A 16,007-nucleotide genomic window follows, 5' to 3' on the forward strand; every position below is an offset into this window, starting at 1 on the left:
GTTTATCCTCTGATAACGAAGGCATTGTAGTTTCCGCCTTCGTTCGCCCCGACCAGCAGAACATGCCTGATGACCATTTTCAGCGGGGCTTTAACAAAGTTGATGCGATCGTCGCAGAACACCTGAGTATGCGGAATGGCGGGCACCGCCTGTTTCCTGATGCAGTCCGCCAGCACCGCCAGATTGAGCAGCCCGGCGCAAGATTCCACGAACCCAAAGCTGGCGTTGTAGTTCACCACCGGCACCTGCGGATTTTGCTCACCGAACGCCAGGCAGATCGCGCCGATTTCAATCTCAGAACTCTCTTTGGTGCCGTTACTGCTGCCGCACACCAGATCGATATCCCGCGCCGTGAGGCCCGCATCGGCTAAAGCCCGGTGGATTGCCAGCGCCATGGCGGCCGATTTTTCGTCGGCGCAATCGGCATCAAAATAGCTGATGCTGTTGGATTTGCCGTAACCGGCGATTTCCGCGCAAATCTCCACGCCGCGCGCCTGAGCGGCGTCCAGATCTTCCAGCAACAACATGCAGGCACCTTCGCCCGGCACAAAACCTTTCGCCTCCTTGCCGTACACCTGATATTCGCGGGGTCGGACGTCATCTGGATTTTTCCGGTGACCGCATCCATATACAGCGACATGGACGGGAAACACTCGTCAGCGCCACCGACTAACACCTGCGGTTGCAGCTGCTGGCGGATGATTTCATAACCGTAGGTCAGCGCGCCCAGCGACGCGTTTTGCCCGGTCGCCAGCGTGGTGGTGTAGCCTTTAATCCCTTCGGAAATCCCGCAGAAAGTGGCAATCGAATTCATCAGCGAGCCGGGGAATTCGGACGTACGCACTTTGCGCGGATCGGGTTTCAGGCTTTGCAGGTATTTATAGGTCGTTTCCTGCGGCCCGCGCGACATTCCCATCACCAGCCCCAGTTCGTGACCATCTCGTTTGATTTTATGTTTCGCGTTGTTCAGCGCTTCCGCCAGGGCAATCAGGGCAAAGGTTCCGCCACGCGTGGCTTTGCGTGAGTCAAAACGCCGCAAATGCTTGCGCGGTTCCAGCGCCGTGACCTGAAAGGTTTTGAAGTCGGCGTTATTTTCCGGCAGAACCGCACCCGGCGAACGGCGTGAGGAACCTGTCAGACGGTCAAACTGATGCGTTTGGGTCAGTACGTTCAGAAGCTCACCGGCCTCTTCGAGTGTGTCCTCATTGAAGGTGACGCCCGTCAGTTCAACGGATTTCTCAGCAGACCAGATATGTTCGAGTATTTCGTTCAGGGTATGGCCGATGGCCGAGACGGCACCCATGCCGCTGATCGCCACGCGCTTCGCCTCGTAGGCGGTGACCGGAACCGTGCCCGGACGCGTGCTCACAATCATGCAGCAGTTATTTCCGCCGAAGGCATAATTGTTTTTCATGAAGATATTGATGTCCTTCTCCCTGAATTCATTCGGCACATAATCCAGATCGCAGTTCGGACGTGGCACCGTAAAATTCAGCGTAGGGAGAAGTTTCTTTTCAGGCAGCGTCACCAGACAGGCGATGAGTTCGACAATTCCTGCCGCGCCGATATTGTGCCCAAAGAAGGATTTGGTCGAGCTGACCGGAAGATTGACCGCATCGGGAAAGACTTTCTTCATCGCCAGCGTTTCGATCCGGTCATTGGCTTCGGTACCCGTGCCATGCACGTTCACGTAATCAATCTGATCGGGGGTGACACCGGCATTTTCCATTGCCTTGAGCATCACCTGCACCGCGCCGCTGGCACGCGGATCCGGGCCGGTTTCATGGTAGGCATCGCACGACGTGGCGTAAGAGAGAAGCTCGCCATAAATCGTGGCACCGCGGGCAACGGCGTGCTCGTACTCTTCCAGCACGATAGCCCCCGCACCTTCACCGATGGACATCCCCGACGTGCCGGAGAACGGCGTGCAGGATCCGTCATGCATGACGTTGAGGGCGTAGAAACCGGCAAAGGTCGGCAGATAAATCGGCTCAGTGCCGACGGCAAGCATGGTGTTACTTTTGCCATTCTGGATATAGTCAAAAGCCATGCCGATGGCATTCGGGCTGGCGGTACACGCTGTCGCCACCAGTTCCGTTCCCCCTTTCAGCCCCAGCAAAGTCGAGACGCTGGAGCAGCAGGACGCAAACCCGCCGGAGTAAATGGCCTTTCTCAGCGAGAAATCCTGAATACGCTGTTCGAAGAGCGGCAGAAACGCTTCGGTTCCCGCCGAGGACACGCCGACGATCATTCCGGTTTCTTCGAGATCACCCGTTAACCCGGCGGCATTCAGCGCATCTTTGCTGACTTTGTAGGCCCACAGCGCGGCGTTATCCATTGCGCTGACCGTCTCAGCATCCAGCGGAGAGTAATCGATATCTTGCAGGATCTCCGCCGCACGTGCGTTTTCAAACCAGTGCGAAAAGCGCGAGCTGTCTTGCACACCGCATTCTTTATTGAGCAGGGCCTGCCTGAACCCGGCAATGTTATCCGCCAGTGAAGACAAAATCCCCATCCCTGTAATGACTACTCTTTTCCTGCTCGTTTTCATAAATAAGTCCCTTAGGTCTGATCAGACCGGGTGATCAGACAACGTCTCCGGTGCGGTGTGTTTAAAAAATTTACAGGGCGCTTTTCGGCTTTGAGGCATCGATATAGCTATGTTCAGTCGGGTTAACCAGCATGCTGAAGTTGTAGAAGAAGGGAACGTTACGGGTCATGGCCGCCACGGCTCCGCCCTGCGTCGCAATCTCAAAACCCGGAATGTCGGAATAGGCGTATTCGCTGTCAATCAGTGCCAGCGCGATCAAAGACTGACACGCCGGTGAGTAGACACTTTTGACGATGACACCGACGTCGCGGCCTTCAGCACGCACCGGGTCATCGGCGGCAATGCCTTCACACACGGCGACGGGAACAATTCCGACCAGCTTGCGTCCTGCGCCCGCACAGGAAAGGGATTCCGCCGCGGATTTGCCGACAAAATCGTCTTTGTCATACTGAATCGCCCACTGCATTTGCAGCTCAACCGGGTTGCGGGAATAACCGCTGAACAACGCGGGTTCCCAGCACGGGTTTTCAACGCGGAGCGTATTTTGATAATTCAGGCCGCCGGTCTTCAGGTCGAATGGCTCACCGTTTTCCAGCAGTTGTTCCCAGACCTTGCACAGCGCCGCTTGCCCGCCAATCAGCTGGTACGCAAATTCACCGTGTTTGCCGCAGCGCAGCACCATCAGGCCATCGTCCGTGCTCATATATTCGTGATACGGCAGGCCGATAATGTCGAAGCCGTAAATACCGGCGAGCACTTCCCAGGCATAAGGCCCTTCGAGCTGAATTGCGCCCCAGCCGTGCGGTTCCATATCCTGAATGACCGGCGTCTCTTCAATATCCAGATCGGCGGCATTCTCCAGAATTTGCTTCAGGCGGTCGATCAGTTCAAAAGCGGACAGGTTTTCTGACAGCAGGTAATACCCTTCATCGGTACACAGCACCGAAATATCCCCGGCAATGGTGCCGTCCTGATTGAGCACCAGCGAATACATCGCCTGCTCATCACGGATTATCGAGACATCCGCTGAGGCTAAATAGTTGACCAGCGCCCACGCGTCATCGCCCATGACGCTGACGACGGACATGCTGGAATAATCCACCATCAGGATATTTTCCCTGACCGCTTTATATTCCACTTCCGGTGAGTGATAAAAAGCAGGCACGGTTCTGCCGTTAAATGTGCCCATCGTGGCGTTATTTTTTTCATGTAATTCACGCAGCGAAATCATTCGAACCTCATTATTTAAAAGGGAGTTTTACTGTGGCTTTCGGTTTTTAATCACGAAAGACGCCAGGTTATTTACCGTTCTCATAAAAGAGGGATCATCGCTTTCGCTGACCTGAATGCCATAAAGCTTATCGAGTAAAACCAGAATTTCCGTCGCATCGACAGAATCAAGTTTCAGGCCATTACCAAACAGTGCCGTATCATCGTCAATCTGCGATTCTGTTTTCTGAATATGCAGACGCTGAATCAGCTCGGTTTTAATCTGATGTAATACGACTTTGCGTGCTTCGATACTTTCCTGAATTAAGCTCATGGGTATTGCTCCATATTATAATTGTTTCACTTCTCTGAAATTGATTATCACGCCCTGGCTGATAATTTTTTTGCCGACCTGCGCCGAAACACTGTAATGCCTGAATCCGCTGGCGTCGGAGAACGTCAGCTTACTGGTCACTTCTATCGTGTCGCCGGGATACGCAACATCTTTGAATTTTAAGTTTTGTGAAGCCAGAACGCCCTGCACCTGCGCGCGACGCGCCCGGATAATATTGCGCATGTTTTCATCATGAATTTTAGAATAAATATCACGAAGTGAATGCAATGCCTCACCGTGGTTTTCCTGATAGATGTCACTCATATCCGTCAGAAAAGAGAAATACTCGCTCGCCTGGCCAAATATCTCTGAAATAATCGCGCCCGGCATGATCGGGTTCTCAGGAAAGTGCCCGAGCAAATAAGGGTCATTATAGGTGACATGCTTAATAATTTTGATGTACCCGTTTTCACCGTATTTAAAATCTTCAATACGGTCGACCATAATAAGCGGCTGACGCCAGCCGCCCATCTCAAGGAATATTTTGGAAGGAATAGCATATTTAGACATCATTCACCGCATCACCAGGCCGCCATCAATAACGATGGTTTGCCCTACAATATAGCTCGCCGCTCCGGAGCTTAAATAAACCACGGTATTCGCCACTTCTTCGCATTTCCCCAGGCGACGCAGAGGAATGGATGACGTTATTTCCCGCACGACGGTGCGCGACACTTTTTTCACCATTTTGGATTCGATCATGCCCGGCGCAATCGCATTAACCCTCACGCCCCTGGGTGCCAGTTCGGCGGCCAGCGTACGGGTGAACGCGAGCAACGCGCCTTTTGATGCACTGTAATTGCACTGGCCTACGCTTGGGATCAGCGCAGCAATCGAGGCCACGTTAATGACCGCCGGGTTTTCAGCAGCTCTGAGCATCAGCAACAGCTCTTTGGTCAGCCTGAACACGCTCAGCAAATTGGTATCAATGACGGCGCTGAAATCTTCAAAGCTCATGGCGGCAAACAAACTGTCTTTGACGATACCCGCGTTATTGACCAGCACATCGATGTGTTTCGCTTCCTGCGCCAGTCTCTGGCACAAGCCGCTGACTGCCTGTTTATCCGAAAGATCACACTGAATGAGGTTCAGTTTATGACCGTCCGGATGCTGTTCTTTGAGCGTCTCCAGAGAACGGGCGTTGCTGTTATACAGCGCAAACACCTGACATTGCTGATTCAGGTATTCTGCACAAACTGCCAGTCCGATATCACCGCTTGCCCCTGTCACCAGGATGTTTTTATCTGCTAAATCATTAAATTTATACACAGTGTTCCCTTAATCCTTTTGGGACGAAATAACCGTTACTGCAATTGCATGTGTACGGCAATGAGAAATGCTTAACGAAATCGCATTGATTTTTTTATCTTCCATGACGTCTTTTAAATGCCCGCTGATAATAAAATGCGGGCATCCGAACTGATCATGCTCAATTTCTGCATCGTGGAACCGGATCCCTTCCCGAAATCCTAATCCCACCGATTTAACAACGGACTCTTTCGCGGCCCAAAATCCTGCGGCCCTTTCATAATCAGGATCGTTGCTGTTAATGCTTAACCGTTCGCGCTGCGTGAAAACTCTTTGCAGGAATTTGTCTCCGCCCCGCAATATCGCCGTCTTCACGCGCTCCACCTCAACAATATCCGTTCCAACAAACATGATGATTCCTGCAATCAGAGCTGATAAGACAGCGTGAAATTCACATTCAGCTTATCGGCATTTAATTCATCCGGATAAAGCAGCGGCGTGGACAAGGCAATATCGTAAGCCAGCGTATTAATATTGCCCTTAAATCCGCTGGTGGCTCCGAGGAGTTTCTTCCCGGAATAAGCGCCCTGCGGATAGGTTTCACCCCATATTTCACCGTAATCAACCCCGGCATACCATTCGATATTCTTAATGCCGGTAATAAGATTAAACGTATTTTGCGCGTAAAAGCCTTTATCGCCATACAGCCCCTGCGTATTTTCAAAACCACGCACATTCCAACGGTCACCGAGCGTAAACTGATCCTGCAATGTCAGCTTGTCCGGCGAATACTGAAGACCTGAACTTAACGCGTAATAGGCAACGAAATTTTTCACGTTGAATAACGTCGTGTAATTCGCATTCAGGTTGTAGAGATGACTCTGCGCACTGACATCGCCGGATTTCATATCCGGCGTTTTCTCACCGCCTAAAAAGGGAACAAACCGCTGATACGACAATGTGCTGTCGAGTAATGCCCGGTTAAAATTTTGCTTATAGTTAATCCCGAAGCGTGCATTGGTCATATCGCGCTTTTGTAGCGCCAGTTCGATATCTTCTAATTTGTAGTTAACCTTTCTTTTGATTAACTCAGCACTGAGCGCCACTTTCTTATTACTGTCACGATAAACCGTTCTGTTGCCTTTCAGGCTGAGATAATCACTGTCGCCCGTGTACTTATAATTCCAGGTTTCCAGAGGAATATTTTGTTTCGACTGACTGCTGCTGTAAAACACCTCGTAATCCCAGTAACCCCAGGGAACCGAATAGTAGGCGCTGACGCTTTTGTACCCGCCGCTGCTCCGCTCGGTATTCGTCGTCCCCGAAAGATAAAAGGTATCGTTCATGTGCGCCAGGTTGTAAATGTAAGCCGCGCCGCCTGCGAGCACTTTTCCCGTGGCTTCGTCACCCCAGTTGTTCATCCAGACTTTACCGTTCCAGTTTTTTGTCCGGTCTGCGTTTATGACGACATTGCTGTACCCGTTCTGGTGTCCGGGTTCTATATTGATCTTTACTTTCAAATTTGGGGCTTTTTGCAAGACTTCCAGCCCCTGCTCGATATCCCGAAGATTCAGTATATCTTCGGCTTTAAAAGGCAATATCCCGGGCCGGATTGCGTCATCGCTGATAATGATATTTTCAATTCTGCCCGGCATGACAACCAGTTTTAACTGATGCGTCGTTAAATTCTGCCCCGGCACATCGACCCGCGTGGTGACGTAACCCGAATTGATATAGTAATCTTGCAACCCGATGGCCAGTTGTTCAATTCCCTGCGCCCCCAGACATTTTCCCGCCACGCTTTTTTTAATTTTTCGTATCGTGGAATTGTTCAGAAAATCATTTTCGACGATCAGCGTATTAATCGTCAGACAGTTTTTCTCAACCGGAAAATCCAGGAAATCAACTTGCGTTTTCACCTGACTGGAGAAGACATCCTTTTTAATGATTTTATTTTCCTGCCGGTTACTTCGGTCAATATCCTGCTGTGTTTTAACCAGACTGTTTAAATCCACGGTTTCTGCATAAGACGTTGTCTGACTTAAGATGCTCAGGGTAATAATGAATGCAATTCTACTTTTCATAATGCCTGCCCGGAAATGAAAGCAGCCATTACGCTGCTTTCATTTTACCGTTTAATTATAAACCAAAGACTTTACCGCTATAGGTAATAGAATTCACATTCAGATTTAATCCCTGACGTCCGCCTAATACCGTGGAAGATCCCAGGCTGGAGACCGTTTTGGCAGCGATGCTGGCTTTCCCGTCGGTATAAAGTGTTCCGGTGTTATTCACTGTACCTGAAGACGTCACATTTAACGTATTGCCTGCAACGATCTCGTTGTAGTTGTTAATTCCCACGGTGCCATGAACAGAAACTGCATTATCAGAGTTGATGGTATTACGGTTGTAAAGTATTCCTTCAGTAGACACATTGACGCTGTCCACACCGTTAATCCAGCCATAGTTGGTGAAACTGTTGAAGACATTCAGCACCAGAGCACCATCGGCAGAAATAATCCCCGTAGCATTATTGTCAATTATGTTGCCGCTGCTCGCCAGATTGAGGCTATTAACATCAATGGTCAAATCACCGGCCGAGTAGATGGTTGAATAGTTGCTGCTGAGCGTCCCAGCCGTAATTTTAGAAGTACCTGCACCCGCCACCAGCATACTGCGGTCACTATCAATCGTTTTCGCGACCGTCAGGTTTAAGGGGCTATCCTGGGCAATAATACGGCTGTTATTATTCTTCAGGGCGTTGGCGGTAATATCGACGCCCCCCTTACCCACCATGCCGCCTTCCTGATTTGGCATGCCAAGATACAGACCGTAAAAACTCTTACTGTTCTGGTTATCAACCGTCCCGCCAGCATTAATAGTGAGTTTTTTATCTGCCACCATTAAAGCCGCGCTGTTATTCACATCCCCGCTGGTGGTCAGACTGACATTCTGCCCATGAACAATACCGCCGGTATTATTGATGCGCGAAGCCGTCACGTTGATATCACCGTCCGATAAGAGCACGCCGATATTGTTATCCAGCGCACCGGAGGTCAGTTCAACATTGATTCCCGTCTTGGCGCTCAGACCTGCCTGACTGTTGTTCAGAGAGGCCGCCTGAATTGAAATGCTCTTATCCGTCAGGATCTTACCGCTGGCATTATTTACGTTAGCGGTGTTGAGCAACTTAATATCCCCGTTAGAGGCGATCTGACCCGAGTTATTATTTAAGGTCGCAGAAGCTATTTCAATACCGCCAGCACCGGCGATAATACCCAGAGAATCACCGCTGCTGGTATCTGCCGTCTTGGTTGAGCTGTTAGTGACGGTGTTTTTAGACGCGTCGATTTTGACATGACCGGTTGCAGAACGGATCAGGCCGCTGGTGTTATTTACCGCGCCGGTGCTTGCCATATCCACATCGCCATAGGAGTCGATCGTACCCTGGCTGTTATTTACGCTGGTAGATTGCGTGCCGACGTAATAACCCGTGATCTGCCCATTGTTATTATTGAGCGCACCGGTCTTGAGACTGACCACACCGGCGGTAATACCGACCGTCTTGCCTTTGCCGGAGTTAGTCAGCGTCGCGTTGTTGGTATCGATAGCCAGAACGCCCGTCGCGGCTAATTTACCGTTGGTGTTATTGATGGCCCCGCTACCGATATACACATCAGCGCTGGACATGATATTCCCGGCGCGACTGTTATCGATCTGATTCTTGTTGGTATCGATATAGATGCTTTTGTCGCTTAAAATCTTACCGGTGACGTTGGTCAGTGTACCGTTGGTTTTCATGCTGATCACGCCAGACGACTTGATCTGCGCGTTGCTGTTGATCAGCGCGCCGTTGGTATCAATCTGAATGCCGCCGGTGCCTGCGGAGAGCACCCCGAGGTTGCGAACGCCGACGCCACTTTCAGTGCTGACCAGATTAATTTTATCAGCGTACATGCCGCCCAGTTTGGCAACGTCAATGCCATAAGTATTTCTTGAACCCGAGGCTTTCACCGTGCCCGTGACCTGATTATTCACATCCACATAGTTATTACCGGCAATCACGGTGATCCCGTTGCCTGCGGCGTTCATATCACCATTAATGGTCACGGAGCGGGCTAACAGGGCCGTTGGAGAATCGCTGGTTAAACCGTCGGTGGTGATCACACCGCCATTGACGCTGTACCCTTTCAGTTCACCGTTTTGCATATCCGGCTTGCCGGTGGTGACGGTCACTTTTTCAGCATTGATAAAACCACAACCTGAACAGGTAATGCCGTTCGGGTTAGCAATAATCAGATGCGCCTTGTCACCCGCGACTTCCATCATGCCATTCAGGGCACTTTTGTTATTGGAAGTGACTTCGTTAAGGATCACTTTTGCCGTGCCTGAAGCCAGATTGCTGTTTCCTGCAATCTGGCCAGCCAGCGTGGTATTCACTGCATTCTGGCTGTTATTGAAAATCAGCCCTTCTTTGCCGACGTTAAGTTTGTCGTAAATATTATGCGAAATGCCGTTCGCATTCGCTTCATTGATATTGATGACAGGCACGCCGTTTGCTGATGCAACTGAACCGCCGGACATGCTGATATCTGCCGCATTCACAATGAATGGCATGGAGAGTAAAATTGACGCCGCAATTGGGGTGAATCTCACTAACCCATTTTTAATCTGTTTGTTTTCCAATTTTTTGTTTTCCTTCATCTTAGAATTTATAGAAATGACAGCGATGCCAGTAAAATTAACAACGCAAAAAACAACGGCAAAGTAAAATCAATGGTAGAAAACCATTAGTTATAACCCTGTGCCATGATTATAAATAGGAGCCAACGTAAAACAGATTCTGGTTAAGCAAAGCAAAACGTCAATTTTGATCGTAAGATTCCGACGATGGGTATGCCTTCCCCACCATAATAAGATATTTCGCTTACCTATATAGAATGATGCGTTTTTATAATAATGATATTCTATATACATGACATGGCGGAGTGTTATGTAAATATGTCCGCCCTGTTTGAACAAGGTAAATATACGTTTCTAAATTTACAGAATCAAGTCATTTTTCGCACGTAAAGACAAAGTGAAATCCCATTTAATATAAATGGATTCTTATTCAATAATTAGAAATATCCTGCATGATTGCGTTTATTACCCTGATACCCCCATAAAACAGAAATATCTTTTTCAGTATTTTCTCGTTTATGGCCTGTTTGCCGGGATATTTATGGATAAAAAAAGCACCCGAGGGTGCCTTAGAACAGCTAAATAAATCAGTAGCAAAGAGATATTATGCCGGTGTCGGTTCTTTACACGTATGCGTATCATCGTCAGCGCAGCCATACTGAAAACGTTGTGTTACAGCGTAATGGCGCGGAATCGCCCGGCATTACTTGCCGTATAAATTACCGTGTTTTGAATACTTCTGTGGCCCAGGTAATCCTGAATCAGCCGGGTGTCACAGCCGTTGTCTGCCAGCGCATAACCACAAGCATGCCTGAGCATGTGCGGGTGAACAGCAACATTAATTCCTGCACTCTCCCCGTATTTACGGAACAAACGGTACAATTGCTGCCGGGACAACCGCCCCCCGTGCCGGGATAGAAATAGCCAATTCGAGTCAGAGTCAAGATATTGCGACCTTATTTCCAGCCACTTCTTTATGAATACCATCTCCCTGTTTTGTATCGGGTGCTGAACTGAAAACCCATTTTTTAGCCGGGCGATGTAGATCGTCTTCGTCGAAACCTCAACGTCCTGAATTCTTAATCCGGCCAGTTCACTCACACGAAGGCCATGAATAAAGCACATCAACAACATGCACTTATCCCGATGTTCATTAATTCCTGTCGAAACAGCACCAACGAGTCTCTCCATCTCAACCTGAGTTAAGTACTTTCTCTCATTCATTTAACGTCTTTCCTTGATTTATTTAAGAATCTTATGAGTTCTTATGAGACTGTTCAGGCGAGGATACGTTTACGTATCCGTTATTCCCGCAGGTTAGTTCCTGCCCCAAAAGAGCCATGAGCACAGGACGTTGATGGTCTGAAATATTGAAACAAATTCGTGCGGGATTTTGTCTTAAAACCAGGTGAAAAAACATCAGTTTCTAAAAATCAGTTGACAAATGGCTTCTGAAAATGAATTTTTCAGGTTTACATGACGGAGAAAATAAAGATCTTTCAAGTTAACTCAGATATCCGGACCTGTGTATTTATAAAGTTCTTAATAATCCATCATGATTATATTTTATTAACACTGTTTATTAGGAGTAATCCCCATTAACGCCGGATTTTTCTTAAAATGATGTTTCGGGAGATAAAAAAAACCTCCGGTGTTTTAACGGAGGCTTTTTCACTGACAATCAGTCATGGAGGATGACGTATTTCAAATACACCTTATTGGGTGGCGCTGGATGCCAGGCGGATTTGAATATCGTTATCGAGGTTGTTCACCCATAAGTAACTTGCTTGTAGATTTCATGTGAACCTTTTTGATGTGATTTATACGATAAGAAATTGAAAACTGGCCACAATATACGCCAACCCCTGAAAGGTGTCATGAGCGGCACAGGTTGAGCTGCGGCTTTTTTCCGGTTAGTATACGAAGCATATACGTTTCGTATACCACTGAGGCAAGCTTATGGGCATCATCAAGATTTCAGAACTGATGCATGAAAACTTACGCATCGCCAGTCTGGCTTACACGCGTTCGATCAATGCGCAGGCCGAACACTGGATGAAAATTGGCATGTTAATGGAAACCCATCCGGACATGACCCACAGCGAAATTTCCCGGCTGCTGGTGCGTTGCAGCATGGAATCCGATGAGAACACTGACAGTTTCCGTACGCTGTTAAACGTGGGCGGCACACACAGGAAGGCAAGTAATGAATAATGGTTTAGACAGCGCGTATTTTATGAATAACAACCGCATGATCAAAACGCCGGAAGGCATCAGTAAAGCCCGCATCGCTGGCAAACTGGCCGCCCGGGTTTTGCATATGATCACACCTTACGTTGTGCCCGGCGTCACCACCAACGAACTTGACCGCATCTGCCACGATTTTATCGTCAATGAATTGAAGGCGATCCCGGCTAATATCGGCTATCACGGCTACGAAAAAACCACCTGTACCTCCGTCAATCATGTCATTTGCCACGGTATTCCGTCCGACAAGGCACTGAAAAAAGGCGATATCGTCAACATCGACGTCGCGCTGATCAAAGACGGCTGGTACGGCGACACCAGCCGCATGTATTACGCCGGAGAGCCGGGCATTCTTGCCCGCCGCCTGACCGACACCACCTATGAAGCGATGATGGCCGGGATTGAAGTTGTCCGCCCCGGCGCAACGCTGGGTGACGTCGGTTATGCGATTGCCGCCGTCGCGAAACGCGACGGGTTCTCCATCGTGGAAGAATACTGCGGTCACGGCATCGGCATGGGATATCACGAAGATCCGCAGGTGCTGCATTATGGCGAAAAAGGTCGCGGTCTGGTGCTGCAGGAAGGCATGTTATTCACCATCGAACCGATGCTGAATGCCGGTAAAAAGCAGAATAAAGTGCTGCCCGACGGCTGGACGGTGGTCACCAAAGATCATTCATTGTCCGCGCAGTGGGAACACATGGTGGCCGTGACCAAAGACGGCTATGAAATCCTGACGCCGTGGCCTGAACACGACTAAGCGGAATTTTTACCGCATCCGGATCATGCCCGATGCGATGATAAGCGCCTGGCTGGTTGACTTTAATTCGAATACTACGAGAATGTTTTTATTCGAAAAACGACATGAAAGTCCCGGAGTTTATCATCGCTTCTTCCCGTATTTTGACCTCCGCAACGCCGGCTAAACAGTCAGGTGCTCTTGTTGCTATGGCGTTGTTACTGGCGAGCTGTTCATCCACACCGCCGAAATCGCTGGTCACGCCGCTGCCTACGGTCGCAAAACAACCTCTTGCGCCGAAAGGCGAACAAAACAAAGAGCCGGTGCGCGGCGTATGGCTGGCGACGGTTTCCCGTCTCGACTGGCCGCCGGTGTCTTCGGTGAATGTCAGCAGCCCCGCCCTGCGCATCAGCCAACAGAAAAAATCCCTGACCGACAAACTGGATAACCTGAAATCGCTGGGCATCAATACTGTGTTCTTCCAGGTTAAGCCAGACGGCACCGCGCTGTGGCAATCCAAAATTTTGCCGTGGTCCGATATGCTGACCGGCACAATTGGCGAAAATCCGGGTTACGATCCGCTGGCATTTATGCTCGATGAAGCGCACAAGCGCGGCATGAAAGTTCACGCGTGGTTCAACCCGTACCGCGTTACGGTGAATACCAAACCTTCAACGATTGCCGAGCTGAATCGCACATTGTCACTCAGTCCGGCGAGCGTTTATGTGCTGCACCGTGACTGGATCCGCACCGCAGGAGACCGTCTGGTGCTTGACCCCGGCATTCCGGAAGCGCGCGACTGGATCACCAGCATCGTGGCCGAAGTCGTCGCCCATTACCCGGTTGACGGCGTGCAGTTTGATGACTATTTCTATGCAGAAACGCCGGGCTCGGCGCTCGACGACAGCATGACGTTCAGAAAATACGGTCAGGGATTTAGCTCAAAAGCAGACTGGCGTCGCCACAATACCCAGCTGCTGATCGAGCAGGTTTCCCGCACCGTCCGTCAGCTGAAACCGGGCGTTGAATTTGGCGTTAGCCCGGCGGGCGTCTGGCGTAATCTGTCGTTCGATCCTGCCGGTTCCGACACGCGCGGCGCGGCGGCGTATGACGAAGCCTATGCCGATACGCGTCTTTGGGTGAAACAAGGCTTGCTTGATTACATTGCGCCGCAGCTTTACTGGCCGTTCTCCCGCAAGGCGGCGCGCTATGACGTGCTGGCGAAATGGTGGGCGGATGTCGTAAAACCGAACAACACGCGCCTGTATATCGGCATTGCGCTGTATAAAGTGGGCGAGCCGTCGAAGAATGAGCCGGAATGGACCACCAGCGGTGGCGTGCCTGAGCTGAAGAAACAGCTCGACATGAACGAATCGTTACCGGGCATCAGCGGCACGATTCTGTTCAGGGAAAACTACCTGAATCAGCCGCAAACGCAGGACGCCGTGCGTTACCTGAGAAGCCGCTGGGGACATTAAGTCAGAGCGGATAAAACAAAAAAGCCCCCTGTATGATGACGCCGGGGGCTTTTTCTATTCAATTCTAACTGCGTTCAATTTCTTTGGTTGCGCGATCTAACGCATCGGTAATTTTATACAGCGTTTCCTGTTCGATGGGGCCTTTTGCGAGGCGTAAATTCAGCGCCGAACGGATATTATTTATCGCCCTTTGCATTTCCGGAATACTGCGGTTGTTCGACAGGATCGCCAGCGAATGCAACCGCTCCGTCACCGTCGTCAGTAATTCGCCCTGCTGGTTCAGCAACGCGGCACCTTCAGCGGTGATCGTATATTGCTTCTTCCCGCCGTCTTCCTGGTTCGCCAGCACAAAACCCTGCTCTTCAAGATACGTCAGATTGGGATAAATAATGCTGGCGCTGGGGGTGTATTCCCCTTTCGCCAGATCTTCGATGGCTTTGATCAGTTCATAACCGTGGGCGGAACGTTGCTGCAAAAAATGCAGCATTAATAAGCGGATATCACCGGTTTCGAACATTCTTTCGCGACGGTGCTTATTCATCAGCATTATTTCGCGTGCCAGTACGCCACGCAGCGGACGAAGTTTGCGTCCAGGCCACGGGTTTCGGTGAAGTAATCATTCAGGCCTTTCACGAATTTCCCTTCGCCGGTGGCCCAGACGTAATAATCATTTTCCGGCAGCATCAGGCTTTTCAGTTTCTGCACCACCACATCGTCTTCGGCATAACCATTTTGCTCATGGCTGACGATCCACTCGACGTTGAAATCTTTTTCTTCATCCAGATAACTGACACAGCTCACGTCTTTCACTTTCACCAGCACGGTGATTTTTGCGCTGACAGCGGCCTCTTTCAGTTCACGCAGGCGGCGTTTTACGGCCGGAAGCCCGGTCTCATCACAAAGATACAGCTGCCACCGATACGTCGTCGGAATAATCAGGGAACCGCGCGGGCCACCGATGATCAGCTTATCGCCCGGTTTGGCGTTGTCGGCCCATTCGCTGGCAACGCCGCCGTCGTGAATATAAAAATCCAGCGTCAGTTCGAGGGTTTGCGCGTCGAAATGCAGCGGCGTGTATTCGCGATTCACCGGACGCGGGCCTTCGCCCCAGACAATGCCGTCTTCCGTGGCGACAGGCGGCGTAATCACGTCGCCCGGATTGGCCGGGAAGAACAGTTTGATGTGGTCATCAAAGCCACCTGATGTAAAACCTTTCAGCTCGTCGCCGTTCAATACGATGCGTTTAAAACAGCCGGAAACGGTTTCAGCGCTTTTCACCGTGAGGTGACGGAAAACCAGTTCGTTCTTAACGCGTACCGGCAGGTTGGCGGCGGAAGATTCAGTGCGTTTGTGTTCCATATTCTTTCTCTCAGGGTAGCGAAATTAACCGTCACGGACCCTGAAAAGGGCGTGAATGATTCTCAGTTCAATTTAAAGATATATCTTAGTCATGTTTTA

At 50.0% G+C, this 16,007-nt stretch carries 13 protein-coding genes and 1 pseudogene; 3 read left to right on the forward strand and 11 right to left on the reverse strand.

Annotated elements, in window-relative coordinates; all coding sequences use genetic code 11:
• Positions 1-2 precede the first annotated feature (2 nt).
• The 9 genes and pseudogenes from BV494_RS23065 to BV494_RS23105 form a co-directional block, all read right to left on the reverse strand.
• Positions 3-2,551: pseudogene (locus tag BV494_RS23065) on the reverse strand (beta-ketoacyl synthase N-terminal-like domain-containing protein).
• 70 nt (positions 2,552-2,621) lie between these two features.
• Positions 2,622-3,782, reverse strand: coding sequence for an aminomethyl transferase family protein (locus BV494_RS23070; RefSeq protein WP_104925127.1), 1,161 nt, complete (start codon positions 3,780-3,782; stop codon positions 2,622-2,624).
• 27 nt (positions 3,783-3,809) lie between these two features.
• Positions 3,810-4,094 carry a phosphopantetheine-binding protein gene (locus BV494_RS23075; RefSeq protein ID WP_104925128.1) on the reverse strand — a complete coding sequence of 95 codons (285 nt, stop codon included), beginning with the start codon at positions 4,092-4,094 and terminating at the stop codon, positions 3,810-3,812.
• A gap of 15 nt (positions 4,095-4,109) precedes the next feature.
• Entirely contained in the window at positions 4,110-4,664 is a 555-nt protein-coding gene (locus tag BV494_RS23080; RefSeq protein WP_104925289.1) for a hotdog family protein, read from the reverse strand.
• A gap of 3 nt (positions 4,665-4,667) precedes the next feature.
• The gene (locus tag BV494_RS23085) at positions 4,668-5,423 is read right to left on the reverse strand and encodes an SDR family oxidoreductase (protein WP_104925129.1); all 756 of its coding nucleotides are present in this window, start codon (positions 5,421-5,423) and stop codon (positions 4,668-4,670) included.
• Between the two features lie 9 nt (positions 5,424-5,432).
• Complete coding sequence (gene acpS / locus BV494_RS23090) at positions 5,433-5,813, reverse strand: holo-ACP synthase (protein WP_104925130.1); 381 nt, start codon at positions 5,811-5,813, stop codon at positions 5,433-5,435.
• Between the two features lie 14 nt (positions 5,814-5,827).
• Positions 5,828-7,486 (reverse strand): ShlB/FhaC/HecB family hemolysin secretion/activation protein, encoded by a 1,659-nt coding sequence (locus BV494_RS23095; protein ID WP_104925131.1) that lies wholly within the window; start codon positions 7,484-7,486, stop codon positions 5,828-5,830.
• A gap of 55 nt (positions 7,487-7,541) precedes the next feature.
• A complete protein-coding gene (locus BV494_RS23100) occupies positions 7,542-10,088 on the reverse strand; it encodes a two-partner secretion domain-containing protein (RefSeq protein WP_226790106.1) in 2,547 nt (848 codons plus the stop codon).
• A gap of 669 nt (positions 10,089-10,757) precedes the next feature.
• Entirely contained in the window at positions 10,758-11,309 is a 552-nt protein-coding gene (locus BV494_RS23105) for a tyrosine-type DNA invertase (protein WP_104925133.1), read from the reverse strand.
• Between the two features lie 735 nt (positions 11,310-12,044).
• On the opposite strand from BV494_RS23105, the gene BV494_RS23110 reads away from it, so the two are divergent.
• From BV494_RS23110 to BV494_RS23120, 3 genes are all read left to right on the forward strand, one after another.
• Entirely contained in the window at positions 12,045-12,299 is a 255-nt protein-coding gene (locus BV494_RS23110) for a ParD-like family protein (protein WP_104925134.1), read from the forward strand.
• Between the two features lie 22 nt (positions 12,300-12,321).
• Positions 12,322-13,092, forward strand: coding sequence for a type I methionyl aminopeptidase (gene map / locus BV494_RS23115; protein WP_104925290.1), 771 nt, complete (start codon positions 12,322-12,324; stop codon positions 13,090-13,092).
• A 104-nt stretch (positions 13,093-13,196) separates the two neighbouring features.
• A complete protein-coding gene (locus BV494_RS23120) occupies positions 13,197-14,549 on the forward strand; it encodes a glycoside hydrolase family 10-like protein (protein WP_104925135.1) in 1,353 nt (450 codons plus the stop codon).
• Positions 14,550-14,613: 64 nt separating this feature from the next.
• Here the strand turns inward: BV494_RS23120 and BV494_RS23125 are convergent, their stop codons facing one another.
• Both BV494_RS23125 and BV494_RS23130 read right to left on the reverse strand, forming a co-directional pair.
• Entirely contained in the window at positions 14,614-15,090 is a 477-nt protein-coding gene (locus BV494_RS23125; RefSeq protein WP_226790108.1) for a PadR family transcriptional regulator, read from the reverse strand.
• A gap of 5 nt (positions 15,091-15,095) precedes the next feature.
• Positions 15,096-15,908, reverse strand: a complete 813-nt coding sequence (locus tag BV494_RS23130; RefSeq protein ID WP_104925136.1) for a siderophore-interacting protein — start codon at positions 15,906-15,908, stop codon at positions 15,096-15,098.
• Between the last annotated feature and the right edge of the window lie 99 nt (positions 15,909-16,007).

It is taken from the genome of Rahnella sikkimica (assembly GCF_002951615.1).
Taxonomy (GTDB): domain Bacteria; phylum Pseudomonadota; class Gammaproteobacteria; order Enterobacterales; family Enterobacteriaceae; genus Rahnella; species Rahnella sikkimica.